This window comes from Mycobacterium sp. 852002-51971_SCH5477799-a (assembly GCF_001667145.1).
Taxonomy (GTDB): domain Bacteria; phylum Actinomycetota; class Actinomycetes; order Mycobacteriales; family Mycobacteriaceae; genus Mycobacterium.
Genome location: NZ_LZIF01000086.1, coordinates 202,835 through 229,834, shown reverse-complemented (window position 1 = coordinate 229,834; position 27,000 = coordinate 202,835). Strand labels below are relative to the sequence as shown.

Below are 27,000 nucleotides of genomic sequence, written 5' to 3'. Positions count from 1 at the left end.
TCATCCGGCAGAGACCTGGTAAGCCTCGCCTTCACCCAGGCGCGAGTCCGGGTTCAGCAGCATCGCGGCTTCTTGACGCTTCTCCGGCACGTCGTTGTCAAAGCGGCGGTTCACCGGCCGCTCGTACATCGGCGCGCCGCCGGCGATCGCCGACGCGAGCCGCCGCTGACCGGCCAGCACGCGGGCGTCCGCGCGCCGCCGGTAGTCCGCACGCTGCTCGGGGTCGAGCGCGGCGACGAACGCCTGCGGGTGCACCAGCGCGACCAGCCCCGAAACATGGCCGAACCCAAGGCTGGTCACCAACCCGGCCTTGAGCGGGAACTTGTCCCCGAGGCGCAGCGTCTCGCGCACCCACACGAAGTGGGCCGAGCCGGCCAGTTCGTCGTCGACGCAATCCAGGCTGCGGTTGGGCGGGATCACCCCGTCGCGCAGCATCTGGCACAACCCCATCATCTGGAAGACCGCCGCGCCGCCCTTCGCGTGCCCGGTGAGGCTCTTCTGCGACACCACGAACAGCGGGGCACCCTCGGAACGGCCCAGCGAGTCGGCGAGCCGCTCGTGCAGTTCGGTCTCGTTGGGATCGTTGGCCAGCGTCGATGTGTCGTGCTTGGAGACCACCGCGACGTCGTCGGCGCCCACCCCGAGCCTCGCCAGTGACCGCGCCAGCGCCGAATCCCTGCCGCCGCGACCGGCGCCCAGCGCGCCCAGGCCCGGCGCCGGGATCGAGGTGTGCACGCCGTCGGCGAACGACTGCGCGTAGGCCACCACGGCCAGTACCGGAAGACCCATCTTGAGCGCCAGGTCGCCGCGCGCCAGCAGGATGGTGCCGCCGCCCTGCGCCTCGAGGAATCCCAGCCGGCGTCGATCGTTGGGCCGGGAGAACTTCGAGTCGTGGATGCCCCGGCCCCGCATCATGCCGGTGTCGGCGGTGGCCGCCATGTCACCGAAGCCGATGATGGCTTCGAGCGTCAGGTCGTCGAATCCGCCGGCGACCACCAGCTCCGCCTTGCCGAGACGGATCTTGTCGACACCCTCCTCGACCGACACCGCCGCGGTCGCGCACGCGCCCACCGGGTGGATCATCGCGCCATAGCTGCCGACGTAACTCTGAATCACATGCGCGGCAACGACGTTCGGCAGAACTTCCTGCAGGATGTCGTTCGGCTTGCTACGGCCCAACAGGTTGCCGTGATACATCGTCTGCATCGAGGTCATGCCGCCCATGCCGGTGCCCTGCGTGCTGGCGACCAGGCCGGGGTGCACCCACCTCATCAACTCGGTCGGGGTGAACCCCGACGACAGGAACGCGTCGACGGTCGCGACGATGTTCCACAACGCCACCCGGTCGGTCGAGCTGGCCATGTCCTGGCTGATGCCGAACACGGTCGGGTCGAACCCGGTCGGGATCTGCGCGCCGACGGTTCGCGACAGCTTGGTCTTGCGCGGCACCCGAATCTCGGTGCCGGCCTTGCGGATGACCTGCCAGTCGCTGGAGTCGGGCACCGGCCGGATGATCGTGTGTTCCGGGTCGAACTCGACGAAGGCGCGCGCGTCGGACTCCGAGGACACCACGAAGGCGAAGTCCTTGTCCAGGAACACCGACACCAGCAGCGGCGCAGCGTGGTCGGGGTCGATCGCGCCGTCGTCGACGAATTCGCGAATGCCGCAGCGCTCGACCACGGTGTCGTGGTAGCGCTCGACTAGCTCGGACTCATCGACCAGGTCACCGGATTGCGTGTCGTACCAACCGGGTTGGGGATCGTCCTCCCAGCGGATCAGGCCGGTGGTCCAGGCCAGCTCGAGGACGCCCGCCGCCGACAATTCGTTGTCGACCTCCATCTCGAAGCGGGTCCGCGACGAGCCGTAGGGGCCCAGTTCCGCGCCACCGACGATGACCACCAGGTCGGCCGGGTCGACGTCGAGGTCCGCCCATTCCGGCGGTGGTGCCGGCGCGGAGCCGCGCGGCGGAGAAGGCAGCGCGGCGATGGTGCCCTGGGCGCCGGAGGCTTCGGCCTCGTCGTCCGATGCCGAGGTGGCCTGCTCGCGGGCCTTGGCGGCCAGCTCGGCCATGTCGAGGTTGGCCTCGCCCAGCCCGCCGGTCAGGTCCGCCTTGATCGGCGCAGCGGCCGCGGCGACCTTGGACTCGATGTCGCAGAGCGACAGCAACATTGCGGCCATCTCGTCGGTCGAGTACGTGGTGACGCCGGCCTCCTCGACCGCGTCGACGATGGCGTCGTTGTGGCCCATCAGCCCGGTGCCGCGGGTCCAACCGATCAGCGCGTGCGCCAGGCTGACCCGGGCCGCCCACGAGGACTCGGCGTGCCAACGGCTCACCAGGGCGTCCAGCGCCGACTTGGCTTCGCCGTAAGCGCCGTCACCACCGAACATTCCGCGGTTCGGTGAACCCGGTAGCACGACGTGCAGCCGCGACGCGATGTCGCGCTCGGCGCCGATCTTCGACAGCCCGCCGATCAACCGCTGCACCGCCCACAGCAGCACCTTCATCTCCATCTCGGAGCGAGAGCCGGCCTCGGACAGGTCGCCCGCGACCCGCGGTGCAGCAAACGGGAACAGCAGCGTCGGGGTCTGCGCGTCCTTGATGTGAATCGACTGCGGCCCAAGGCTTTCGGTCTGCTCGGTGCCGACCCATTCGACCAGCGCGTCGATGTCGGAGTAGGACGCCATGTTGGCCGCGACCACCCACAGGGCCGCGCCGAACCGGGCGTGGTCGCGGTAGAGCCCGCGGTAGAACGCCAACCGCTCGTCGTCGAGCTTGGACGTCGTGGCGATGACGGTGGCGCCGCCATCGAGCAGTCGCCCGATGACCGCCGCGGCAATGGAGCCCTTGGATGCGCCAGTCACCACGGCGACTTCGCTGCTGTAAGAGCCCGGATCCGGGTTCTCGGCGCCGGCCGCGATGCGGCCGTACAACGATGCGTGGATCTGACGGCCGGCGGCCAGGGCCTTGCCCTGCCACCAGGTGGCCTGCGTGGCCACCACATGGCCTGCGCCCTCGAACCTTTCGGACAGGTCCACCCAGCGGGCGTCGATGTCGCCCTCGTCGCTGAGCCAGAGCTTGACCAGGTCTTCGCGCGCGCTGGCCCACCGGTCGTCGAACAGCACGGCCTTCTTCGATTCGAACACCGGCGATACCAGGCGTGGCCAGTCAGCGCCGAGTTCGGTGGTGACCAGGTCGATGAGTTCGGCGTCGGTGGCCGCCGGCGAAGCGCTGACCGGGTCGTCCAGGCCCAGCTGGTTGAGCACCAGGCGGGCCGCCGAGGCCAGCACGCCGTCACGGCCGGTGATCTGGTCGGTGAATTCACCCAGTGCGGTGGCGTCGATGGTCGCACCGCCGCCACCGCCCGAGGAGGGCAGCGCGACCGCGATGCCACGGCGCGCGGCAACCGAAGCCACCGCGGCATCGATCGCCTTATCGACGGACGCGGCGTCGGCCAGCGCACCTTCGTGCAGGTGCCCCATGGCGCCGCCCCGGACACTGGTCCCCTCGCGGGTCCCCAGCGCGACCTCGACCGTGACGTGCTTGGCCCAACCCTCGCCCAGTTCCCAAGTCTTCTTGACCCGCTCGGCGATGGCACCGGGCCGCTTGCCCGAGGGCCCCAGCACCGTGCGCAGCTGGTCGTTGATTGCGTCGGAAAGCACTGGGCCGTAAGGCTTGTAGGTGCGCGCTAACTTGGTCACCTGCGCGCGCAGCCCGGCCAGGTCGGCTTCGGCGGCGCCGTCGATGGCGCCCAGGTTCAGCTCCGAACCCAGGTCCACCAGCAGCTGGTTGCGCCGCGACGACGCGCCGTCGGTGATGGATTCGATGGAATCCAGCTCCTCGATCTGATCGATGCGCATCTTGGCCGACAGCGCGATCAGCGCGAGTGTGGCGTCGGCGGCATCGAATCCGATGTCGTCCGGCCGGGCCGCACCCGAGGGCGCGGCAGCGTGGGCCGGTGCGGCCGCTTCCGGCGCCGACGCACTCTCGGCGGGCACCTCCGGCTCGTCCTCGGGCTCCGGCTCGGGGTCGGTGTCGGTGGCGAACAGCACCGCCGCGTCGCGTTCGGCGTTGAGCACTTCGACTGTGCTGTGGGCGTATTCGGGCAGCTTCAGGGTGTTGGTGGCCAAGCCCGCGACGGTCGGCGCGGACTTCACACCGATCTCGACGAACCGCTCCACACCGAGACCGCCGGCGGCCTCTTCGGTGAACAGCAGGTCCTGGGTTTCGATCCAGCGCACCGGGCTGGCGAATTGCCATGCCAGCAGCTCGATCAGGACGATGCGTGCCATCTCGATCCGGCGCTCGGCAATCCAGGTGTCGTAGTCGGCAAGGATCGGGTCGAGCGGCTCGGCCGGCACCAGGTCGCGGATCTCCTGGATGAAGTCGAGGTCCAGGGTGAACGGACGCGGCACCAGGTTGGGGATGTAGCGCCCGATGATGACGTCAGGATCCTTGTCGCGCGGCATGACTCGGTCGAGTGATCGCCGGAACTCTGCCACACCGACACGCAACACCCGCGAGTGGAACGGCACGTCGATACCCGGCACCAAAATGAACGAGCGCTTGCCGCCGGTGATCTTGCGGCGCTGCTCCACCTCTGCCTCGAGCTCCTCCAGCCCGCGCACGGTGCCCGCGATCGCATACTGTGACCCGCGCAGGTTGAAGTTGACGATCTCAAGGAACTCACCGGTATTCGCCGAAATATCGGCGACAAATTCGGGGACCTCGTCATCGGGCAGGTCGATCTGCGAGGGCCGAATGGCCGCCAGCCGATAGTTGGACCGGCCCAGCTCGTCGCGCGGCACGATGTCGTGCATCTTCGACCCGCGGTGAAACACCGTCTCCAGCAAGGCTTCCAGCTCGTAGATGCCGGTCACGCACGCCAGTGCGGTGTACTCGCCGACGGAGTGGCCGCAGGCGATCGCGTCTTCCACGAAGGCGCCTTGCTCGCGCATCTCGGCGACCTGCGCCGCGGCCACGGTGGCCATCGCGACCTGGGTGAACTGCGTCAGGTACAGCACGCCCTCAGGGTGGTTGTAGTGCACACCGCTGGCGATGATGCTGGTCGGGTTGTCGCGCACCACGTGCAGAACCGAGAAGCCCAGCGTGTCACGGGTGAACTTGTCGGCTTTGTCCCACACCTTGCGGGCGGCCTTCGATCGGGCCCGGACGTCCATGCCCATGCCCTTGTGCTGAATTCCCTGTCCGGGGAACGCGTAGACCGTATGCGGGGCCGCCAGGCGTGCCGTCGCCGACATCACCAGATCCGATCCGATCCGGGCGGCAACCTCCAAAACCTCTGCGCCCTGGTCGATTCCGACCCGGTCGACGCGGAAAGCGACCTCGTCGCCGGGACGCACCATGCCCAAGAAGCGCGCTGTCCAGCCGATCAGCCGCGCCGGCGGGCGCGCCTGACCATCGGTGGCGGTCACCGCGTGCTGGGCCGCGGCCGACAGCCACATGCCGTGCACGATGGGCGATTCCAGGCCGGCCAACAGTGCGGCGGCCCGGTCGGTGTGGATGGGATTGTGGTCACCGGAGACCACCGCGAACGGACGCATGTCGACCGGAGCGGTGATGGCAACGTCGCGGCGGCGCCGACGCGGGGTGTCGGTCGCGTTCTGCGAGACCGCACCACCGGCGCGCGTCGGGTCCGTCAGTTCGGCGGCGCCGGTGCGTCCCAGGATCGCGAACCGCTCCTCCAGGGTGGCGATCACCTGACCGTCGGTGTCGGCGATGGTGACCGAGACCGGCACGACGCGCCCCATGTCCGTGTCGATGGCCACCGAAGCCGTTGCGGTGATTGTCAATTGCGCCTGGCCCTTCGGCAGCTTGCCGATCATGTGGGCGGCGTGGTCGAGATGCACCAGGCTCAGCAGGCCCTCGACGACCGGAACGCCGGCGTCGGTGATGGCCGAGCCGATCGCCGAGAAGACGGCTGGCCAGCACGGTCCGACGAGTGCGTCGGGCACGGTGGTGAGGCTGGGCGCCAAAGGTTCTCCGAAGGTGGCCGTGACACCGGTGTGGTCGGCGACCCGCTCGGGGTCCCAGTCGACCGTGACCGTGGCTGTTCCGTCGGTGACCGCAGGCAAGAACTCCGGCCCGTCGACGCCTGCGGCGATGGCCAGCACCGCCCGCATGGCCGTGGCGGCGTCCTCGGTGGAGACCACCGGCGTGGCGCCGTCAACAGTGTTGGGCGGCAACGTGAATGGGATGTCGATCCACGTACCCGATACGGGAACGCTGAGCACGACGCGGTCGCCGTCGACCTGAAGCTGCGCACCGGTGGACGAATGCGTGGCGCGGCGGCTCTCGGGTCCGTCATGCACCAGCCAGTCGGAGGGATCGGCGATCCGATGGACCGGGTTGGTCGCGGTGCGGCCGGCCCACTGCACATCGGGGGCGTCCAGCACGACGGCCAGCGGCCCGGTGACGTCGGCGCGGCCGGTGCGGCGTGAGGTGACCGCCGTGGGTTCCGCCCCGGCGGCGAGCGCCTCGTCGATGGCCGCCTGCTCGAAGCGGTCCAGCAGTTCACCGACGGGCTCGTCCATCCGGGTGATGCCGGCCACGGCCGCGGTACCCGGAATGATGCACACCTGATCGGCGTCGTAGCGGGCGTCGTGCGCCTGCCACAGCGAATCGCTGCGCCACCAGCGCCGCACATCCTTGTCGATCACCGGCACGAAGTTGACCGGCTTGCCCAGCAGCTTGCACAGGGTGACGAAGAACGGGACGTCGGCCGGGTGCAGCTGCACGCGTTCGGCGTCGGGGTAGTGCGCCAGCAGGGTGGCGATGGCCTCGGAAGGATTTTCCAGCAGCCGCGCGCCGTCGTCGGTGGAGCCGTCGAACAGCGTCTCGATGGGACCGAAATCCTGTGCGTGCAGACGTGCCTCGGCGCGCTGCAGCATCTGCTCGAAACGGTCGCGCCAGGTGTCGGCCAGCCACGGGCTGCCCGGCGACGCGGTGTCCGCGGTGGAATCGCCGTCCCCGATCGACAATTCGACGTAGCGCTGCAGCCACTGCAGGTAGGTCATCTCACCGGCATCGCCGAAGTACGGCTTGGCGGTGTTGGCCATCGCCGCGATGATTTCGTCGCGGCGCTCCGCGACCGCTTCCGCGTCTCCGGCGACCTCGTCGAGAAGCCGGCCGCATCGCGACGCGCTGTTGTCGATCTCATGAATGTCCGCACCGAGCTGACTACGGCTGGAAGCCATTCCGCCGGACGCTCTTCCGGCGCCGATCCACTGATCGGTGCCCTGCGTTTCGACCAGCATCCGCTTGACCGACGGCGACGTGGTGGCCTCCTTGGTCGCCATCGCCGCGGTGCCGACCAGGATGCCGTCGATCGGCATCGGCGGGAAGCCGTACGCCTGCGCCCAGCGGCCGGACAGGTATTCGGCCGCCCGCTCCGGCGCGCCGATGCCACCGCCGACGCAGACGGTGATGTTGGAGCGCGACCGCAACTCGGAGTAGGTCGCCAGCAGCAGGTCGTCGAGGTCTTCCCAGGAGTGGTGGCCCCCGGCGCGCCCGCCCTCGATGTGCGCGATCACCGGCTTGGTGGACACCTCGGTCGCGATGCGGATGACCGAGCGGATTTGCTCGACGGTGCCCGGCTTGAAGACGACGTGGCTGATGCCGACCTCGCCCAGCTCCTCGATCAGGTCGACGGCGTCCTCGAGGTCGGGGATGCCGGCGCTGATCACCAGACCGTCGATGGCCGCGCCCGACTGGCGGGCCTTCTGCACCAGCCGCTTGCCGCCGACCTGCAGCTTCCATAGGTACGGGTCCAGAAACAGCGCGTTGAACTGGTAGGTACGACCGTCTTCGAGCAGCCCGGACATCTGCTCGACGCGGTCGGCGAAGATCTCCTCGGTGACCTGCCCGCCGCCGGCCAGCTCGGCCCAGTGCCCGGCGTTGGCCGCGGCGGCCACGATTTTGGCGTCGACGGTGGTCGGGGTCATGCCGGCCAACAGGATCGGCGAGCGGCCGGTCAGCCGGGTGAATTTCGTCGAGAGCTTGACCCTGCCGTCGGGCAGGCGAACCAGCGTCGGAGCGTAGCTCGACCAGGCCCGCGCCACCTCGGGGACGGCGCCGACGGTGAACAGGTTGCGTTGCCCGCCGCGGGTCGCCGCGGGCACGATCCCCACGCCCAGACCGCGGATCACCGGCGCGGTCAGCCGGGTCAGGATGTCGCCGGGCCCCAGGTCGAGAATCCAGCGCGCCCCCGCGTCGTTGACCCGGGTGATCTCCTCCACCCAATCGACGGGACGCACCAGGATCGACTCGGTCAGCTGCCGGGCCAGCTCGACGTCCAGGCCGACCTTCTCGGCCCAGTCGCCGACGATGTCGATGCCGTCGGCCAGCCGGGGTGTGTGAAAGCCCACCTCGACCTGCACCGGATCGAAGACCGGCGCGAAGACATCGCCACCGCGGAGCTTGTTCTTGCGGTCGGCTTCTTCCTTCTCCGAGATCTGCTGGCAGTAGAGCTCGAAGCGGGACAGTTGTTCCGGCGTGCCGGTGATGACGACCGAGCGGCGGCCGTTGCGGATGGACAAGACGGGCGGCAGCACGGTGCGCACGTCGTGCGCGAACTCCTCGAGCAGCCGGCCGATGCGTTCGGGGTCGGCGTTGGTGACCGACACCATCGGCGGGCGGTCGCCAAGCACCGAGATGCCGCGCCGACGGGCCACCAGCGTTCCGGCCGCACCGATCAACTGGGCCATTGCCAGCAGCTCGACATCGCGGCCACCACCGGCCTTCAGCGCCTCGACCGCGAGCACACCTTGGGAATGTCCCGCGACGGCCACCGGCGGCGTCGCCTTCAGGTCCATGCCTTGTCGTGCCAGCGCACGCACGGCCGCGATCTGGGTGAGCAGCACGCCCGGGATCGACACCGCGGCTGACGTCAGGTGCTTGTCCGACGGAACCGGATCCTCGGCCGCCAGCGCACGCACCCACGACAACGGCTCGAACCCGATCGGCCGCACGACGACCAGCTCTTTGGCCACCGGCTCGAGGAGCAGGTTCACCTCACCGACCAGCGTTGCCAGCTCGGACTCGATTCCCGCCGACGACACCAGTTCTTCGAGGGTCTCCAGCCAGGCGCTGCCCTGACCACCGAATGCCACGGCGTAGGCCTCGCCGGCCGTCAAGCGGTCGACAAGAGCGAGGGTGTCCCCGGCTTGTGGGTTCTTGCTCCCCTGCGGGCCTCGCCCGTCGCGGTCAGCGGACACCCGATCGTGCTCGTGGATCGTCACCTTTTCTGTCTCCCCTATATGCGTCTTTAGGTCTCGTTCGTCTGGCGGTTCACCACCGCAGGGCGGGGTCCTGTCGATTCCGCGTCGAATCACAGCCGGGAAACGGCCGGGCCGGTGTGTTGTCGGCGGACCGCTCGGGTGGCGCTGAGCGGCGCGACGGACTCCATCGGCTGTACTAAGAGTGTCATAAGGATCGACCCTCGTTTTGCGCGCTGATCGGTTACTGGTGAGTTCTACGCATCGGTAACCGTGTCCTGGGTAACACGCGCTTTCACCGGCGCCGAGGAGCCGATTAACAAACCCGCTGCATGCAGGTGGTTACGGTCGAGTAGCTATAACTGCGCAGATCAAAGCTGTCTTGTTATCGAATCGTTACATAAAAATTTTTGGTCGCAAAGTGGCGTCGCGGCGCCGTCGGCGCTGGCCGACCCCGATCGGCCGCCGGTGCGCGTCGGTGAAACGAGCGAACGAGTGTTTGCTGGAATTTTTAAGAACGGGAGTCTCGGCCGCGCCGAGCGACGGCATCGGGCGCTAGGCCCACTGGCCGAATTGGGGCTTGAGGATCTCGTTGATGTCCACGCCGACCCCTCCGACGCTGCGTTTGTCGATTTCAACCTGGTGCAGATTGGCCGCCGGGTGGGCATATCCCTTGGGCGAGCCCCAATTGTGCTGCCAGAAGTAAGAGCCCAACCCGTCATGCAGCGCCCAGTCGATGGTCTTCGAATTGGCGTACACGCCTGTGCGCTGATGGTCGATCACCGATTCCCACGAACGCAGATAGGGCGCCACCTGGCTTTTGTACTGCTCGTAGGACGGGTCATCGTCAATCGAGGCATAGATCGGCGCGCTGGCGGGCCCACCGGCCGCGGCGTGCAGCTGCATCCCGCGCTGTGCGTGCTGCAGGCCGGCGTTGGCACCGCCCAGCCAGTCCGCGGTGCTGGCCTTGCCGTACTGATAGCAGGACACGATTTTCAACCCGTTGCTGTTGAGGTCGCGCGCTTCGCTGACCTGGATCGGCTTTCCGAGCATCCAGTTGCCGCCGGGGCGACGGTCCGACACGTACCGAATCGACCCCACCGCGCCCGCGGCCCGGATCTGGCTGGCCGGAATGACCCCGGCCGCATAGTCCAGCAGGGTGCCGAGCGACGCCGATGCCGCCGGGGCGCTCAGCGACGCGCCTGCGACGCCCAAGCCAAGCAGGGCCGGGGTCGCGGCCGCAAATTTGAGCACGGCGCGTCGCGAAACGGATGACACAAGCCAAAGGGTACGACAGAAACCCCAAATGACACATTGGTCACGCAGGTCACATGTGTATCACGGTGCCGCATCGGCTCTGAAGGGCGCCCGCCACGCCCAGTTCAGGTTCGTAAAGCAGCGTTAGCTTCGAGAAGGTGTCCGCGGGGATAGCGGTGCGCGAGTGGCGCACTCGTCGGCGATTGAGCCAGATGGAACTTGCGCATCAGGTCGGTGTCTCGCCTCGCCACCTCAGTTTCGTCGAGACCGGCAGGGCCCAGCCGCGCCCTGTTGCTGCGCATCGGCGAGTCGCTGGATCTGCCGCTCGCCGCGCGCAACCGCCTGCTGCTCGACGGCGGCTATGCGCCCGTGTTCGGCGAGCACACCCTGGACGCCGAGCGGATGAGGCCCGTGAAGGCGGCCGTCGACTCGGTCTTGGCCGGCCATGCCCCGTATCCGGCCATCGTCACCGATGCGTGCTGGAACCTGATAGCCGGAAATGTGGGTTGCGTCGTGCTCGCCGACGGGGTTGACCCCGAACTGCTGCGCCCGCCGATCAACGTCATGAGGTTGTGCCTGCATCCGCGGGGCTTGGCGCAGCGGTTGCTCAACCGCGCCGAGGTGCACTCGGCGATCATGGGGCGGGTTCGCCGCCAGGCGCAGGCCACCGCGGCACCCGACATCCGCCGGCTCTACGACGAGCTCTTGACTTATCCGGCGCCTCGGGGAGTCCAGCGCGGCGAGCGGACTGGCGAGCTGTATGTGCCGTTTCGATTGATCACCCTGGACGGAACCGAGCTCCGGTTCGTCAGCACCGTCGCGACCTTCGGCAGCCCGCTCGACATTTCGGTGGAGAGCCTCATCATCGAGTCGTTTTTTCCGGCGGACCAAGCCACCGGCGACTACTTGCACACTCTCGACGGCGATCAGCGTGTGCGAGCGATTGCGCAGCGATACCCGCAGGCGCTTCCCTACCTCGGCGCCCACTACCGCGCCGGCACGGCGTTTGGCCTTATTTTATTGTCACTATAAAGTTAGTAGAGTTACCGAGAGCGCTTGACTGCAACCGGAGTCCAGATGGAACGCGAACAGCTCATCGACCTGACGCGGCGTGCGTTGAAGTTGGCGCGGGACAAGACGACTGATCTCGCTCCGACACAGCACACGGTCGACGCGCGTGACTACACCGGTAGCGTGCGCCACCACCGGGATCGGGCCATGCTGCTGGCCAGTCCGCAGTTGGTCGGCTACGTCTCGGAACTGCCCGCCCCGGGTGCCTATTGCACCAAGACGGTGATGGGGCGGTCGATCCTGCTGACCAGAACATCAGACGGAACGGTGAAGGCGTTCAACAACGTGTGCCTACACCGCCAGTCGCAGGTGGTGACGGGTTGTGGCACCGCAAAGCGATTCACCTGCCCGTACCACGCCTGGACATACGACAACACCGGTCGCCTGGTGGCGGTTCCCGGACACGAGGGATTCCCAGAGGTGACCGTCAAGTCCGATGGTCTGACCGAGATCCCGGCCACCGAATTCGCTGGATTCCTCTGGGTGGCATTGGATCCCGGATCCACGTTGGACGTGGCGGGACACTTGGGCCCGCTTGCCGAGGAACTCGACTCATGGGGCATCGGGCGCTGGTCACCGCTGGGCGAAAAGGTGTTGGACTCCCGTATCAACTGGAAACTGGCGATCGACACCTTCGCCGAGAACTACCATTTCGCCACCGTCCATCAGCAGACGTTCGCCACCATCGCACGCAGCAACTGCACGGTGTTCGACTCCTACGGGCCGCATCACCGGCTGATCTTCCCGCTCAACACCATCCTGGAGCTCGACGATGTGCCCGAGGACCAATGGAATCCGTTCCACAACATGGTGGTGATCTATGCGCTTTTCCCCAACATCGTGCTATCGGTGACCATCGCCAACGGCGAACTGTTCCGCGTCTATCCCGGGGATCGGCCCGGTAGGTCAATCACCGTCCACCAGAACGCAACACCGCAGGACCTCACCGATGAGTCAGCCGCCGCCGGCGCCCAAGCCGTCTTCGAATACGCGCACGCCACCGTGCGCGACGAAGACTACCGACTGGTCGAGGGGCTGCAGGCCAACCTCGAGTCCGGAGTCCGCGACCGCCTGGTGTTCGGCCGCAACGAGCCCGGTTTGCAGCATCGACACATCACGTGGGCCCGGGCGCTGTCGGCGTCAGCCGACGTCGGCTGACAGGACCCCGATCAGATCGTCGAGAAGCTTTGCCAGCGCGTTATTTTCGGCAGGCGCCGCGTTGGACAGCAGCTCGACGGCGTCCTTGCGCCGGCCGGCCGCAATCAGCGGCACGACCTGATCCACCATGGCCTGCAATTCGGGCTCCGGCGGTGCCAGGCTCGCGACAGTCGTGGACAGCACCTCGACGAGTTCCCAATCCCGGTATAACGCCAACGAGCGTTCATTGAACGCGAAGCCCGTCACCGGTTTTCCCCACATGGTGCCGTGGTAGCGGTAGGGGCCCTCCATGTACTCGATCGGCAGCCCGTGCGCCGGGGCCGCCACCAGCGGCTCCCCGATGAGGTCCAGTTGCAGTGTGGGACAAGTGATCCGGTGCCGGTCGGGCATGTATCGCGCCGGGGCGAGGGGCCGCACCAGGGGTCGCATGGCCTCCGGCCACCGCACGTAGCTGCTGACCGTGACCTCGACGTCTTCGGCACATTGCGGCGCGATCGCGGGGTCCGGGTCGCTTGTCGTGACACCGGTGAACGGTTGCAGCGCATTGCCATCTGTGCGGTCGAACTGGCGCCAGATGCTCAGGTCGACGCCGTTGTCGAAGTTGATCGTGCGCCATTCGTGCGACCTGGCCCGCGGGTCTCCGCCGGATCCACCGCCACCGGCGTACTTCGGGAACCACTGCCGATCGACGTGCCCGCTGGCACCGGAGACCTGCTGGACCACGTCTCCCCAGCGCAGGGTTCCCGTCATCGCCATGCCGGTCTGGAAATAGGAGTAGGTGTCGCTTTGACCGAAGCAGACGATCTTTCCGTTATAGGTTGATGCACCTACCGGTGTTGGTGCACGCGTTGGGGTTACGGCCAGATCCAGTCGCATGCGCCGCCCGGACTGATCCGTTCCGACCAGGCTGACCCGGTACGTGTAGGGCAGCAGTTCGCCATCGCCGTTGCGGCTGGTCGCCCACGACGCCGTTCCCGCGGTGCTGTGGTAGTTGATGTCGAGATGGCCCTCCGCCATCGTCAACTTGCGCTGGGCGCCGGGCTCCATGTTGGCCGGCGGCATGTCGTAATCGGTGAAGGTGCCGTAATCACCGGTGTCGAGGTCGAACAGCGCCATCGTGTAGAAGTCCGCGACGACCGTTCCGCCGGGCCGGTTCTTGTTGAAGATGGTCAGAAAGGCGAACGATCGATCGGTCTCGGCGGCGTCGAGCTGCCCGGCGATGAACCAGGTGTCCGACTCCTGGTCGGGGTGTTCGCCTTCGGCGGCGGGGAATTCCAACTGGCCGTCGCCGGGCACCAACTGAAACGGGTAACTGCGCCAATCGCTGGTCATATAGGGCCTCGCTGCTTTTTTCGCTATGTTAGCGTGAATAGCGAAATTGCGGCCACGGTCCGATCCCCTGAGGAAGTGCCCCGATGACAAAGACTTCCGGCCATCGTTCCTATAACGAGCTGTTCATTGGGGGCCAGTGGCGCAAACCCGCCAATCCCCAGCAGCTCGCCGTGATCTCGCCGCACTCCGAAGAGCCGGTCGGGCATGTTCAAGTCGCGGGACCCGAGGACGTCGATGCCGCCGTCACCGCCGCACGGAACGCGTTCGATCACGGTCCGTGGCCACGGATGAGCCATGCCGCCCGGATGGCCAAGGTCGAACAGCTCGCCGGGATCTATGCCGGCCATGCCGACGAGATGGCCGACCTCATCACCGATGAGATGGGGTCGCCGCGCAGCTTCAGCCGGATGGGCCAGGGGGCGGCCGCCGTAGCGCTGATCCACCTCTCGCTGGCTGCCGCCCGGGATTTCCCGTGGGAGGAACGCCGGCAAGGTGTGCTCGGCGAGGTACATCTGCGGAGGGCCCCTGTCGGCGTGGTCGGCGCGATCGTGCCGTGGAACGTGCCGCAGTTCTTGATCATGCCCAAGCTCATCCCGGCGCTGATCGCGGGCTGCACGGTCATCATCAAGCCCGCGCCCGAAACCCCTTTGGACGCTTTGTGGCTGGCTGAGATGATCGAGCAGATCGGGCTGCCCGAAGGCGTGGTGTCGGTCCTGCCCGGAGGCCCCGACATTGGTGAGGCGCTGGTGCGTCATCCCGGGGTGGACAAGATCGCATTCACCGGGTCCAGTGCAGTCGGCCGCCGGATCGCCGCCCTGTGCGGTGAGCATCTCAAGCGGGTGAGCCTGGAGCTGGGGGGCAAGTCCGCGGCGATCATTCTCGACGACGCCGACATCGGTAAGACGGTGGCCGGCCTGAAGTCCGCCGGGCTGATGAACAACGGTCAGGCCTGCGTCGCACAGACCCGGATCCTGGTGAGCGACCGCAAACATGACGAGGTCGTCGACGCGCTGGCCGACATGATGTCCACGCTCAATGTCGGCGACCCGGCCGACGAGTCGACGGACATCGGACCGCTTGTGGCCCAACGCCAACAGCGCCGCGTCCAGGACTACATCAAGTCGGGGCGCAGCGAAGGTGCCCGCGTTGTGCTCGGCGGCGAACAGAGCCCGTCCGAGCGCGGCTGGTACGTGCAGCCGACGCTGTTCACCGACGCCACCAACGACATGCGCATCGCCCGGGAGGAGATTTTCGGTCCGGTGCTGACCGTGCTTCGCTACCGTGACGAGGACGACGCGGTCCGCATCGCCAACGAGACCGATTACGGCCTGGCCGGTTCGGTGTGGACCGCCGACATCCAGCACGGCCTGGACGTCGCTGCCGCCGTGCGCACCGGAACCTATGGCATCAACATGTACACCCTGGACATCGGCGCGCCGTTCGGCGGCTTCAAGCAGTCCGGCATCGGGCGCGAGTTCGGGCCGGAGGGCCTACATGAGTATGTCGAGCTGCAGACGCTGATTTGCAAAGGCCAGCTGCCGCCGCTATAGGGTTTCCGCTTGCCACCACGGGTCGCGGCCAAGCCGCGCCAAAAGCCTTGCTTGCGCATCATTTTGGTCGTCGATCACGACTGGCGCACCGAACATCCCCGCTGCGGCCAACGCCTGCGGATCCTCCGGGAGGGCGGCGCAGAACAGTTCACACCACGCGGGGTCCAGGCCGTCGTCGGCACCCACCGCGCGGGCGAGGTCCCAGGTGTGCACCAGGACGTCACGGGTCAGGTTCGGCATCAACCGGTACTCATCGAGCTGTGTCGCTCCGCCAGATCCGAGAACCTCCGCCAGCGAGTCGTAGGTGAGTTGCCAGCGCGCCCGAGGATCGTCGCGTGGCCGATCGGGCTTCAATCCCAAGGGACGCAATAGCAGCACGTCATGGAACCCGATGACGTGCTCGAGCACTCCCCGCGCGTCCCACGCATCGCACGGCGATGGACGGTCCCACTTGCCGTTGGCCGCTGCGACCGCCGCACCGAAGCGACGGCACACGGCCAGGTGCAATTGGCCGACGTCATCCATCGCCGTCGCGCGGGGAGTCGGGCACGTGCAAGGTCAGCTCGACCGGACAGCACAGCGCGCCATGCTGATTGGTCACCTGGATTTCGACGTTGACCAGGCAGCGCGGCGGCTCCACCGAGGTATCCCGGCGCTTCGCCACGGCGCGGCCCCGGCCGATCATCGTGTCACCGGCATACACCGACCCGGTGAGCCGCATGGACCGCCGCACCACACGCGAGCGCGGGCCAGCCCAGTCCGTCGCGACGCGGTCAGCAAAGCCGGCCAGGTGCATCGTGTTGACGTAGATCGTCGGGTTGCCTTGAGCAGCAGCGTATTCCGGATCAAAATGGCCGGGGAAATAATCCCACGTCGCTCCGGCGTTCTCCACCACCCGCTGGTAGCTGATGTGGTCGATCACCTCGGGCAGGTCGACGGGAACGGTGATCTGGTGCCAGCGCAGGCCTTCGTCGCTCACGTGGACGCTCCAGGGGTGAACCGGAACAACGTATTCCGACAGGTGGCCACCACCGTCCCATCCTGGCGGCGATAGGTCTCCAGCGTCTCGACGAAATGGCCGAAGCCCAGCCGTGTCCGCTTTTCCGGTGACACCGAGACCAGCTCGTCGACGACGGTCAGCACGTCGCCCTCGGTGATGGGTTGTGGGAACTCAACCTCGTTTGCCGCGTTGATGAATGTGGTGCCGGGCAGGGGCACGCGCAGGGCGATCAACGAAGCCGCCCCCCTGCCCCCCGGTTGCCATGGCGGCGCGATCAGCCAGCCCATCAACAGGGCCGGCGGCGCCAGCAGGCCTCCCCAGTGCAGGCGGGCGAATTCGGAATCCCAGTACGAGCGATTGGCGTCGCGGACCATCGCGGCGAACAGCTGTATGCGTGCGGCGCTGACCGCGGTGGCTGCGGTGCGGGGCTCGCCTTTCGCACCGACCATCCGCAGCGCATCGTCGTACGTGCCGAAGGCCAGCCGCTCACCGAAATCCCGATCCATGTATCGGCGCCGCTCACATGACGAGCGGGTGCCGACTCGGGACCGAATCCCACTGCAGCATGCGGGAAGCGAAATACCAGCCGCCCCGCTCATAGATCAGCGTGTCACGGAATATCCCGGTGGCCCGCAGCACCGTGTCGCCATACACAGCTGCGAAAAGCACGGCGACACAATGCTGAGTCGCGTTGACGCCGTCGACGCGGATTTCGTGATCGAGCGTGACCAGTCGCTGGCCATCGCCGCCGTCGAAGGCCGAACGCAGGTCGTTGAACAGCTCGCCGTCACGGGTGTAGCTGGCGCCGGAGTGGCGGAAGGTGGAGACCCAGCGGCCACGGTCACCGTCGGAATAGGCCCGATTGTGCCGGGCATCCAGATCCAGGATGGCAGCGCGTCCGGTGGCGGCTTGGAGCATTTGCTGTTCCTGATAAGTCATGGTCATCGTTTTCCAGCCTCTCTCGGAAATGACTGCCTACAACGGGCTGACGGAACACTAAGACAACTCATCGACTCTTAGGTGACACTATCGGAACCTAACGGCTAACGACATACCCGCTCCTTTCACGATCCCACGTTTTCGGATTGATGCCCCGTTCGCGCAATAAGTCCTTGCGTATCCGACCGATCACATTTTTCGGGAGTTCGCTGACGGTCTCCACGAATCGCGGCACGCAGAAATACGGCATGCGCGATGCGCAGAAGTCGAGCAACTCCACGAAATCGAGTGTGGCGCCGGACCGCAACGTGACGACCACCAGAACATCGTCCTCTCCCAGCTCGCTGGGCACGCCGACCGCGGCGGCCTCCGCAACCGCGGGATGGCACATGACGATGCGCTCCACTTCAACCGACGAAATGTTTTCACCGCGGCGGCGCAACGCATCCTTGATCCGGTCCACATAGGTCAAATTCTGATCGCAATCGAGCCGCCCGAGATCGCCGGTGCGAAACCACTCCGGATGCGGCTTTATCCGCGAATCCGCGCCGACGTATCCCTCGCTCATCACGTGCGGATGCCTGGGCCGACAGGCGATCTCACCCACGGTGTCGGCGGGCAGCGGGTTTCCTTGTTCGTCCAGGATCCGCACCTCGAAGTCGGGATTCGGCCGTCCCGACGTTCCGGGAACCCCGGCGTCGGCCAGCGCCTTGACCGCGACGGGGAACGCCTCGGTGAGCCCGTACATCGTGACGATGCGACAGCCGTAACGCTTTTCGATGTCGCGGTAGGAATCCGCATCGATGGGCGCGGCGGAAATGAACCGCAGCGGTAGTCGTGCGTCGTCGGAATCCGCAGGAAGATTCTGCAGCATCGAGACCATCGCCCCGGCGCCGGCGAATCCGATGGCACCGCGGGCGCGTATGTCAGCCCACACCTCCGCGGGGTGAAAAGCCCCGGCCAGCACCGTCGTCGCGCCTACCAGCATGGGCGCCAGGATGCTTGGGGCCGCGCTGAGGTGAAACAGCGGCATCGCCGTCCACAGCACCTCGCGTTCGCGAAATTCCCAGGCCGACGCGACGGTTGCTGCCACCGAAAACAGGTAGTGCCATGTGGTGGCGACTGCCTTGGACGGGCCAGTGGTGCCTGAAGTGTAAAACAAGCAGCCGAGGTCGCCCGGACCTGCTGGGCTGTCGGTCGCCACATCATCCGCGTTCTGGCCCAGCGCCGCCGTCAGCGAATCACCCTGCACCACAATGCTTGTCAGGCTTTCTACCGCGTCGGCGACTTCGGCGGCCCGGGGTTGCCGTTCGGCGTCGGTCACGATCACCTTGGCCCGTGACAGCCGAAGGGCGTGCAGCAAAAAGTCGCCCTTGTTCGCGGCATTGACCGCCGCGCTCACCGCCCCGATCCGTGCGGCGCCCAGCCAGAAATACACCCACTCCGGACACGTGCCGGTGAACAACGCGACGCGGTCGCCCCGCCCGACACCCAAATCGGTCAACATCTTTGCCGCCGCGCAGGACCGCTGGCGCATCTGCTCGAAGGTCACGTCGACACCGGCGATCGACATCATCACCCGATCGGGGTACTGCTGCGCGCGGCGATCGAGCACGGCCGGCACGGTGAAACTGTCGACGCCGAAATCGGAGGGCTGCGCGGGCCCGCTGCGGTCAGCGCACATCGAGCTGTTCGGCCGTGATCAAGCTTTGGCGGCCGCGGGGTCGGGCTCGCCGCCGGCGCTGTAACCGAAGTCGGAGGGTGAGGGCTCCTCGCCCGGGTAGAAACGATGCGCCCAGCGGCGCAGGGCCGCGTAGTCGTGCGCTTCTTCGGGAGCGAGATTCGGCTTCTCCAGGTATTTCATGTTCTCCCAAGTGAAGAAGTCCTGTTTGATGACCTCTTGCTGCAGCGCCAGGAAGCGGGCGGCCCGTCCGGTCGGCACGTCACCGTCGTCGCCGGGTTCACGTACCGAAGCCTGGGTGTAGAAGTAGTCGGTGTAATCCTCGTCCACCGGCGTCTGGCCGGTGACCTGCACGGTGGCCACCAGTTCGCTGGGAAAGCGCACCACGCCCAAGCCCAGCGAGTAGTTGTCGTAGATGATCTTGGCGTCGACTGGACCGTTCGGGGTCAGCCATGTCTGCGCCCGTCCCCCGCCGAAATGGGCGTTGACGGTGGCGTGCAGGTGATAACCGGCCACCTCGAACGACGCCGTGGTGGCCGGATTGGCGGCCTTGTGCACGTACTGAACGTGATAGGGGTCAGCCGCATTCTCGATGATCATCTGCGGATGCACCTTCACCCGGTTGAGCATCTGGGTGTGCGGGTGCAGCGGGTAGTACTCGTTGGTTTCCAATTCCGGCAGCACCGGCGGCTGCCAGTAGGGCGCCCGACCGTGCCGCTCGTGCCAAGCCAGGATGAAGCCGTACCACTCTATGCTCGGGTAGGTCCGGATGCGGACGTTGTTCTTGCAGCCGATCTTGCTGTAGGGAATCAGCGCATTGGTACCGTCGCCGCGCCACTGCCAGCCGTGCCACGGACAGACGATGTTCTCGCCTTCCACCGTGCCGCCCACCCCGAGGTTGGCGCCGAGGTGCTGGCAATAGGCCTCCATCACGTGGACCTGGCCCGACTCGGTGCGGAACAGCACCAACTCCTCACCGAAGTAGTGCGCGCGCTTGACCTGGCCGGGAGCCAGATCGGTTCCGAAGGCGACGATGAACCAGCCCGTCGGGAAACGGTAGGTCGACAGCGCGATGCCGGCCTGCCCGAACTCCCGCTCTGAAGGGTCTGATTCTGGAATCGTATTCGTCACGAGAACTCCGTTTCCCACGCGGCCGGGCGCATCTGGGCCGCTCTTACCTCACCGCGTTTCGACGACTAAAGTCTATTTTTACTATTTTAGACATTGAACGTCAACGCGACACCGGCCGGTCGTCGCGTGACGCCTGAGCCGATGGGGGTTCGCATGACGGCCGCTGCAGTGGACCTATCCGATTTCGCCTTGTGGCGTAATGGTTTTCCCGACGAGCTGTTCGCCGAGCTGCGGCGCACGAGGCCGCTTTTCCGGCACGACCTGACACCGGGTGTCGCCGACACGGTCCAGCGTCAATTCTGGGTGGCCACCAAACACCGTCACGCGGTCCGCCTGCATCGCGACACCGAGTCGTTCACCGCCGCCGACGGCCCACTCATTCAGCCCGTCGCCATGTTCTCGTCGTTCCCGACCATCATCACGTTGGACCCGCCGGACCTGAACAAGCGCCGCAAACTGATCTCCAACGCCTTCAACCCGCGCGCGATCGCCAAGCTGGAGAACGGCATCCGGGCGCGTGCGGCCCACATGATCGACGGCCTGCTCGCGCACGGTGGTGGGGACTGGATCTCCGACGTCGCCGACGCGTTACCGATGTCGGTCATCGGCGACATCATCGGCATCCCAGAGGAAGACCGGCCACGAATATTCGACATCTTCGACCGCATCCTCAAGGCGCTTGCGCCCGAGGCGGGTCCGAGCGGCCAGGTGGAACTCGAGCTCTTTGGCTCGGTCTTCGAATACGCGATGGAGCTCACCGCCGCAAAGCGGCGCAATCCCACCGATGACATCTGGAGCACGCTCGCGTCCGCGGTGATCACCGGTGACGACGGCGAGCAGTTCCGCCTGCCCGAGAACGAACTCGAGTTCTTCTTCTTCGTGCTGGCGTTCGCCGGCAGCGACACCACGAAGAACGCCCTGGCCATTGGGTTGCAGGCGTTCGTCGCCAATCCAGAGCAGGTGGAACGGTATCGCGAGCGGGAAGACCTGCGCGCCGGCGCGGTCGAGGAGGTGTTGCGCTGGGCGTCGCCGGTGGCGTACTGGACGCGCACCGCAAAGGTCGACGTCGAGATGGACGGTCAGCACATCGCCAAGGGCGAACGCGTGGTGTCGACCCTGCGTTCGGCCAACCGCGACGAGGAGGTTTTCGAGTCCCCGTTCACCTTCGACATCGGCCGACAGCCCAACCCCCACGTGGCGTTCGGCGGCGGCGGGCCGCACCACTGCCTGGGCGCGATGCTGGCCCGGGCGGAACTGCGCGCGGTCCTCGACGAACTGTTTCTGCGCTGCGACAACATCGAGATCGGTCCGGCGAAGGTGTCCCATCCGAACCTAGCCACCAACATGTCGATCTACGACGAGATGGCCATCAAGCTGACCGAGCGGCGCTGAGACCGGGCCACGAACCGGACCTGTACGTGGCTCCCATTCGCAAGTGGCGCCCGTGCCGGGCGGTGCCGCTCAGTCCTGCAACCGCAACGCGGCCTTTGGACATTGGTCCACCGCCGCGCGCACGTCGATTTCCAGCCGCGGGGGCACGGGGCCGTCCGCGATCTGCACCACATCGGCGTCGCCCAGCTCGAACACCTCCGGCGCAAGCGATTCGCAGAAGCCATTGGCTTCACACAGGTTCTCGTCGACCGTCACGCGCATCGATTGCCCTCCACTTCTCTAGAGGCCCTTGGGTCGGGTCCCGGTCACCCCGCCGGTCGCGAGGCGTGTCAGTTCTTCGTCGGTCAGCCCGCACCGCTCGCGCAGGATCTCCTCATTGTGCTCGCCAAGCTTCGGTGGCGGCCGCAGCAGCCACTTGTCCTGTCCGGCGAGCCGGGCGAACGGCGGGCAGGGGTACAGGCCGAGGCCGGTACAAGCGTGATGCAGTGCCTCGAAAAAGCCGCGTTCGCGCAGTTGCGGGTTGTCGGTGACCAGCGATGGCGACACCACCGGCGCGGCGGGAATTCCCGCGTCGGCCAACCGCTCCACCGTCGGGCCAAGTGGTTGCCCGACGAACCAATCCGCCAGCCTGCGATCGATTTCGTCGGCTCGTTCCAAACTCCCGGCGACGGTGGACAGCTCCTCGTCGTCACACCACGTCGGTCGCCCCATCAATTCCACCAACGCGCGCCACTGCGCGTCGTCGCGAACGGTGATCGCGATCCAGTCGTCCGATCCGGCGCAGCGGTAGATGTTTTGGATGACCGCGCTGTGACCGCGGTTGCCGCGACGGCTCAGGGTCACCCCGAAGACTTCGGACTCGATCGCCTGGATCGCGGTGGCGTTGAGCACGGTTTCGAGCATCGGCAGCTCAACCAGCTGACCCGTCCCGGTGCGTTCGGCGAAGCTCAGGGCGGCCAGCACGGCGAACGCGGCGTGCACGCCGGCCAGCGGGTCGCAGGCCCCGCGCGGTGTCACCGGCGGCGCCTCCGGCACGCCGGTCACCCAGGCCAGGCCGGCGATCTGCTCCATGGTGGGGGCGAACCCGACCCGCTCCCGCCACGGCCCCTCGACGCCGAATGCGGGCATCCGGACGAACACCAGTTTCGGGTTGACCTTGCGCAGCACATCGTCGGTGAGCCCGAATTGCTCCATCACCCGCGGCGAGAAGTTCTCGATCACGACGTCGGCGCCGGCGACCAACTCGGTGAACAGGGCGCGACCCCGTTCGGATCCCAAATCCAGTGTCACCGAACGCTTGTTGGTGTTCATCGCGTGGAACACCCAGCCGTACTCCCACCAGTCGTCCACGTCGGTGCGCATCCCGCCCGAGTACCGGATGCCGTCGGGACGCTGGATCGACTCGATCTTGACGACGTCGGCGCCGAAGGCGGCCAGCAGGTGGGTCGCGGCGGGGCCGGCCCAGAACGCGGTCAGGTCGACGATGCGCACACCGGCCAGCGGTAGCCCGTCCGGCGCCGGTTCTACCTCGGGCTCCACACGGCGCCAAGGGGTTTCGCCGTCGGCCTCACCGAGGGCGGGCGTGTCACCCACGGGCGCGGGCGCACACACCGACATCAGCCAGGGCGGCCGGGGCTGGTCGAACCCGGCGGGGTTGCGGGTGAAGGCCCTGCGCTCACGCACGTAAGCCAGCTCCCGGATGGTGGAGCCGTTGCCCAGCGCGGCGATCGGCAACCGGAACAGCTGCCCGAGCTCGACGACTTCGGCGACGGTCCGTTCGGCCAGCCACGGGTGGATCTGTTCGCGGATGAGGTCCCGGTATTGCCACCGGCCGATCTGGAACCGCAGCTGTTCGATCTCCTCCAGCTGCGGGCACTCCACCATCGCGGCGAAATCGAGCCACTGCTGACCGGTGACCATGGTGATTCCGACGTACCCGTCCTTGGCGGGTTCGATAGACGGCACCTCGGTGGTGCGCCGGATCGGCGGGACGCGCAGCAGCTGTGAATGCAGCCATTCGCTGCTCTGCATCGTGGTGATGGCTTCCAGCATGGACAGGTCCAGGTGTTCGCCGGGACCGCCGCGCTCGACACGGCGACGCAGTGCCAGTACGCCGAAGGCGGCGAATACGCCACCCATGTACTCGCCGAGATCACCACCGATGGAGATCGGCGGCCCGGCGGGGTCGCCGCGGAAGCCGGGCGAGCCCGCCCACGCCTGCAGGGTGAACTCGGTGGCCGCCCGGTCCGCATAGGGGCCGGTCCAGCCGAAGTCGGAGATGGAGACGATGATCGCCCGCGGCGAGAGCACCAGCAGTTGTTGCGGGTCGACGCCGAGCGCCGCGGCGCGCGCCCGCCCGGCGGTCACGACGACGACGTCGGCGCCGGCCAATTCGTCTCGGTAGCGCTGGGACCCGGGTGCGAAGGTCATGCTGCGTTTGCCCGCGCTGAGGTAACTGAAGAACGGTGCGCTGCGGTCCTCGGGGATCGGGGACCCGCTGGCGGAGTATCGCCGTAACCAATCCCCTTGCGGCGGTTCGATTTTGTGCACCTGCGCGCCGACGTCGCGCAGCAGCTTGCCGCAATAGCTGCCCGCTATCCGGTCACTGATCTCGACGACACGCAAATCGTGTAGCGGTGTCGGCCGGCTTTCGGACCGCTCGCTCAATTGCACCCGCCCTTCCGATCGACGAGCGACCAGAGAAGCTATTTATATCATTACTGCTAAAATAGCTAAGCCAGCGAGTTGCATTTCGTTTCGAGGATCGGATGACCGCCTTGGGAATTGGCCCCGACGCCCGGCGCCGGCTGTCGGCGCCGCGGATCGCCGAAATCGTAGCCGACGAGTTGCGCCGTCAGATCATCGACGGCGAGCTCGCGGACGGTGATCTGTTGCCGCGCCAAGAGGTGCTCGTCGAACAGTTCAACGTGAGCCTGGTCTCGCTGCGCGAAGCCCTGCGGATCCTGGAGACCGAAGGCCTGGTCTCGGTGCGGCGCGGCAACCGCGGCGGTGCCGTCGTCCACGCCCCGGCGAAGACCAGCGCCGCCTACATGCTCGGGTTGTTGCTGCAGAGCGAGTCCGTCGAGGTCGCCGACCTAGGCATGGCATTGCAGGAACTCGAGCCCGCCTGCGCCGCCCTGGCAGCCCGCCGGCCGGACCGAGCGGACACCCTGGTTCCCGAGCTCACCCGGATCAACGAGTCCATGGCCGAAAACCTGGACGACGGAAGGCTCTTCACCGAAATCGGACGCGAATTCCATGATCTCATCGTCCGCGGTTGCGGCAATCACACGATCATCGCGGTCGTGGGAAGCCTGGAGACGCTGTGGAGCAGCCACGAACGGCAGTGGGCCGACGAGAGTGCGTCGCGTGGCACCTACCCGTCGCTCGCCCAGCGCCGCGCGGTGCTCAACACGCACGTCAAGCTGACCGAGACGATCGCCGAGGGCAACGTCGACCGGGCCCGCCGCATCGCGGGTCGCCACCTGGCCGACACGCAGACCTACGTCTTGTCCGGTCAGCACGATCAACGCATCTATGCGCTGTCCCCGCAGGCGTTGTCGCGGCCGCGGGACATTCGGCACTCCTGACGACGGCCTGCAACGGTCATGCGAACCGCATTAGTCACCGGCGGAAGCGGCGGGATCGGAAAAGGCTGCGCCCGCAAGCTGGTTGAGCGCGGTTACGACGTGGTGCTCGCGGCGCGCCGCGAGGTTCCGCTGCGTGCGGCCGCCGAGGAGATCGGTGCCCGCCACATCGCGGCCGACGCTTCCGACCCCGGCGGATTCGCCGCCGCGATAAGCGCATTGGAGACAATCGACCTCGTTGTGCATGCGGCCGGTGCGCTCGGCGGGACCTACGCGCGCAAGCAGACCTTCGAGCAGTGGCACGCCATCATGTCGGCCAACCTGGATTCGTGCTTCGTCGTGACCTCAGCGGTGCTGCCGAAAATGACAGCCGGCTCACGACTGGTGTTCATTTCGTCGTCGGCGGCACACGAGCCCATGCCGGCTCGCACCGCGTACTCCGCCTCGAAAGCCGGGATGAATGCGTTCGCCCGAGCCTTGGCCCTCGAAGTCGACCGCGACGGCATCAGCGTGCACATCGTCACGCCGGGACCGGTGGCCACCGAGATGCTGCAGGACGTTCCCTTCGAGATGTACGCCATCGGGGTGTCGGACGTCGCCGAGGCGGTCGCCTGGTTGGACACCGTCGACTCGTCGGTCGATCTGCCCGAGATCCGGCTGTCCGCCGTGGAGCGCGGCCCCTTCGCGCGACCGCCGGTCGTCCCCACCGAAGCCCGGCGCCGCGCGCAACGCGGCTGAGGTTACGGCGCGGGGAAGTCTTTGATCACCGATTCGCCGAACTCGTGCAGGGAGTCCGGCGCGGCGAAGTCGGCGAACCATACGTAGAACCGCTCGACCCGCTGGTCGGCCAAGCCGCTGAAGTGCCCGATCAGCTCGTCGGCGTCACCGCAGACCAGCCCGGACCCGAGGTTGCCGAATCGCCGGGCGCTCACCTCACGCACGGTGTCGGGGTCGCTGCCCGACCGCACGAAGCCCACCATCTGCTGGATTGACATCCGGGCCGTTCCCGCGGCCGGGGCGAGCCTCGACAGCCGATCGAGCTGGTTGGCTGGCAGATTCCACCAATCCGCGTATCTGCGAACGAGTTCCATCATCCTGGGTCCGCTCCCACCCAGAACCAGCGGTATCGGGTACGACCGGCGCGGGGCTTGTGCAGCCAGGCCGGATTGTTGGTCGCCGTCGCCCCAGTACTGTCTGATCAGTTCCAGGTGGCGGCCGAGTTGCTCGACCCTGGCCCGCGGATCCTGTTGGCCGACATCGAATCTCGCGAATTCCGTGGGCCACGATCCCGATCCCAGGCCGAGCTCGAACCTGCCCTCCGACGCCTCTGACAAGGTGACGGCCTGTTTGGCAAGCACGGCCGGGTGCCGAAACGCGTCACAGAGCACCAGATGACCGATCCGCAGCCGCTCGGTCCTGGCCGCCACCCAGGTGGCAATGCCCATTGCCTCCCAGATGCTTTCGTCGGGCAGCCCGGGGGCCTCGAGGTGATCGATGAAGGCGATCCCGTCGAAGCCGCTGGCCTCGGCGTGACGCGCCCGATCGGCGATGTCGGCCGCCGACAACCTCACCTGCGGCAGGAACAGATACCACTCGGCCATGCGCCACCTATGCGTCCACATCCGTGCGATTGCGACGGCACGGCTAGTTTATTATCTTTACTATGTT

Annotated in this window: 18 protein-coding genes; 6 read left to right on the top strand and 12 right to left on the bottom strand. The window is 67.0% G+C overall.

Going from position 1 to position 27,000, the window contains the following annotated elements:
• A complete protein-coding gene (locus A5753_RS12655; protein WP_067127977.1) occupies window positions 1–9,258 on the bottom strand; it encodes a type I polyketide synthase in 9,258 nt (3,085 codons plus the stop codon).
• A 531-nt stretch (window positions 9,259–9,789) separates the two neighbouring features.
• Window positions 9,790–10,512, bottom strand: coding sequence for a DUF1906 domain-containing protein (locus A5753_RS12650; protein ID WP_067127974.1), 723 nt, complete (start codon window positions 10,510–10,512; stop codon window positions 9,790–9,792).
• A gap of 270 nt (window positions 10,513–10,782) precedes the next feature.
• Between A5753_RS12650 and A5753_RS12645 the strand changes: the two genes are divergently transcribed.
• Together A5753_RS12645 and A5753_RS12640 are read left to right on the top strand one after the other, a co-directional pair.
• Complete coding sequence (locus A5753_RS12645; protein WP_231990066.1) at window positions 10,783–11,523, top strand: transcriptional regulator; 741 nt, start codon at window positions 10,783–10,785, stop codon at window positions 11,521–11,523.
• A gap of 45 nt (window positions 11,524–11,568) precedes the next feature.
• Window positions 11,569–12,720 carry an aromatic ring-hydroxylating dioxygenase subunit alpha gene (locus A5753_RS12640; RefSeq protein WP_067127971.1) on the top strand — a complete coding sequence of 384 codons (1,152 nt, stop codon included), beginning with the start codon at window positions 11,569–11,571 and terminating at the stop codon, window positions 12,718–12,720.
• On the opposite strand, the gene A5753_RS12635 is transcribed toward A5753_RS12640, so the two are convergent.
• Window positions 12,703–14,052 carry a secreted hydrolase gene (locus A5753_RS12635; protein WP_067127969.1) on the bottom strand — a complete coding sequence of 450 codons (1,350 nt, stop codon included), beginning with the start codon at window positions 14,050–14,052 and terminating at the stop codon, window positions 12,703–12,705. The two genes, A5753_RS12640 and A5753_RS12635, sit on opposite strands and share 18 nt — an antisense overlap.
• An 83-nt stretch (window positions 14,053–14,135) precedes the next feature.
• On the opposite strand from A5753_RS12635, the gene A5753_RS12630 reads away from it, so the two are divergent.
• On the top strand, window positions 14,136–15,602 hold the full coding sequence (locus A5753_RS12630) for an aldehyde dehydrogenase (protein WP_067127966.1): 1,467 nt from the start codon (window positions 14,136–14,138) through the stop codon (window positions 15,600–15,602).
• Here the strand turns inward: A5753_RS12630 and A5753_RS12625 are convergent.
• The 6 genes from A5753_RS12625 to A5753_RS12600 form a co-directional block, all read right to left on the bottom strand.
• Window positions 15,597–16,127: a maleylpyruvate isomerase family mycothiol-dependent enzyme gene (locus A5753_RS12625; RefSeq protein WP_067127964.1), complete on the bottom strand. Its 531-nt coding sequence runs from the start codon at window positions 16,125–16,127 to the stop codon at window positions 15,597–15,599. The two genes, A5753_RS12630 and A5753_RS12625, sit on opposite strands and share 6 nt — an antisense overlap.
• Window positions 16,120–16,581 (bottom strand): MaoC/PaaZ C-terminal domain-containing protein, encoded by a 462-nt coding sequence (locus A5753_RS12620; protein ID WP_067127961.1) that lies wholly within the window; start codon window positions 16,579–16,581, stop codon window positions 16,120–16,122. Before A5753_RS12620 ends, A5753_RS12625 begins: the two co-directional genes overlap by 8 nt.
• Window positions 16,578–17,108: a MaoC family dehydratase N-terminal domain-containing protein gene (locus A5753_RS12615; RefSeq protein WP_067127958.1), complete on the bottom strand. Its 531-nt coding sequence runs from the start codon at window positions 17,106–17,108 to the stop codon at window positions 16,578–16,580. The genes A5753_RS12620 and A5753_RS12615 overlap by 4 nt, the downstream gene beginning before the upstream one ends.
• Before the next feature lie 13 nt (window positions 17,109–17,121).
• Window positions 17,122–17,547, bottom strand: a complete 426-nt coding sequence (locus A5753_RS12610) for a nuclear transport factor 2 family protein (RefSeq protein ID WP_067127956.1) — start codon at window positions 17,545–17,547, stop codon at window positions 17,122–17,124.
• Window positions 17,548–17,638: 91 nt separating this feature from the next.
• On the bottom strand, window positions 17,639–19,225 hold the full coding sequence (locus A5753_RS12605) for an AMP-binding protein (RefSeq protein WP_067127953.1): 1,587 nt from the start codon (window positions 19,223–19,225) through the stop codon (window positions 17,639–17,641).
• A gap of 18 nt (window positions 19,226–19,243) precedes the next feature.
• Window positions 19,244–20,353 carry an aromatic ring-hydroxylating dioxygenase subunit alpha gene (locus A5753_RS12600; protein WP_197694674.1) on the bottom strand — a complete coding sequence of 370 codons (1,110 nt, stop codon included), beginning with the start codon at window positions 20,351–20,353 and terminating at the stop codon, window positions 19,244–19,246.
• A 93-nt stretch (window positions 20,354–20,446) separates the two neighbouring features.
• Between A5753_RS12600 and A5753_RS12595 the strand changes: the two genes are divergently transcribed.
• Complete coding sequence (locus A5753_RS12595) at window positions 20,447–21,745, top strand: cytochrome P450 (RefSeq protein WP_369829311.1); 1,299 nt, start codon at window positions 20,447–20,449, stop codon at window positions 21,743–21,745.
• Between the two features lie 69 nt (window positions 21,746–21,814).
• Here the strand turns inward: A5753_RS12595 and A5753_RS12590 are convergent, their stop codons facing one another.
• Together A5753_RS12590 and A5753_RS12585 are read right to left on the bottom strand one after the other, a co-directional pair.
• Entirely contained in the window at window positions 21,815–22,006 is a 192-nt protein-coding gene (locus tag A5753_RS12590; RefSeq protein ID WP_067127944.1) for a ferredoxin, read from the bottom strand.
• Window positions 22,007–22,024: 18 nt separating this feature from the next.
• The gene (locus A5753_RS12585; RefSeq protein WP_067127939.1) at window positions 22,025–24,418 is read right to left on the bottom strand and encodes a CoA transferase; all 2,394 of its coding nucleotides are present in this window, start codon (window positions 24,416–24,418) and stop codon (window positions 22,025–22,027) included.
• Between the two features lie 95 nt (window positions 24,419–24,513).
• Between A5753_RS12585 and A5753_RS12580 the strand changes: the two genes are divergently transcribed.
• Both A5753_RS12580 and A5753_RS12575 read left to right on the top strand, forming a co-directional pair.
• The gene (locus A5753_RS12580) at window positions 24,514–25,335 is read left to right on the top strand and encodes a FadR/GntR family transcriptional regulator (protein WP_067127936.1); all 822 of its coding nucleotides are present in this window, start codon (window positions 24,514–24,516) and stop codon (window positions 25,333–25,335) included.
• An 18-nt stretch (window positions 25,336–25,353) separates the two neighbouring features.
• Window positions 25,354–26,070 (top strand): SDR family oxidoreductase, encoded by a 717-nt coding sequence (locus A5753_RS12575; protein WP_067127933.1) that lies wholly within the window; start codon window positions 25,354–25,356, stop codon window positions 26,068–26,070.
• A 2-nt stretch (window positions 26,071–26,072) separates the two neighbouring features.
• Here the strand turns inward: A5753_RS12575 and A5753_RS12570 are convergent, their stop codons facing one another.
• Window positions 26,073–26,933, bottom strand: a complete 861-nt coding sequence (locus A5753_RS12570; protein WP_067127930.1) for an LLM class flavin-dependent oxidoreductase — start codon at window positions 26,931–26,933, stop codon at window positions 26,073–26,075.
• Window positions 26,934–27,000 lie beyond the last annotated feature (67 nt).

Bases quoted from the DNA above. Each gene is read 5' to 3' on its own strand.
- A5753_RS12580 (WP_067127936.1), top strand. From the start codon at position 24,514: ATGACCGCCTTGGGAATTGGCCCCGACGCCCGGCGCCGGCTGTCGGCG.
- A5753_RS12605 (WP_067127953.1), bottom strand. From the start codon at position 19,225: ATGTGCGCTGACCGCAGCGGGCCCGCGCAGCCCTCCGATTTCGGCGTC.
- A5753_RS12625 (WP_067127964.1), bottom strand. From the start codon at position 16,127: ATGGATGACGTCGGCCAATTGCACCTGGCCGTGTGCCGTCGCTTCGGT.
- A5753_RS12590 (WP_067127944.1), bottom strand. From the start codon at position 22,006: ATGCGCGTGACGGTCGACGAGAACCTGTGTGAAGCCAATGGCTTCTGC.
- A5753_RS12610 (WP_067127956.1), bottom strand. From the start codon at position 17,547: ATGACCATGACTTATCAGGAACAGCAAATGCTCCAAGCCGCCACCGGA.
- A5753_RS12640 (WP_067127971.1), top strand. From the start codon at position 11,569: ATGGAACGCGAACAGCTCATCGACCTGACGCGGCGTGCGTTGAAGTTG.
- A5753_RS12635 (WP_067127969.1), bottom strand. From the start codon at position 14,052: ATGACCAGCGATTGGCGCAGTTACCCGTTTCAGTTGGTGCCCGGCGAC.
- A5753_RS12570 (WP_067127930.1), bottom strand. From the start codon at position 26,933: ATGGCCGAGTGGTATCTGTTCCTGCCGCAGGTGAGGTTGTCGGCGGCC.
- A5753_RS12630 (WP_067127966.1), top strand. From the start codon at position 14,136: ATGACAAAGACTTCCGGCCATCGTTCCTATAACGAGCTGTTCATTGGG.
- A5753_RS12615 (WP_067127958.1), bottom strand. From the start codon at position 17,108: ATGGATCGGGATTTCGGTGAGCGGCTGGCCTTCGGCACGTACGACGAT.
- A5753_RS12575 (WP_067127933.1), top strand. From the start codon at position 25,354: ATGCGAACCGCATTAGTCACCGGCGGAAGCGGCGGGATCGGAAAAGGC.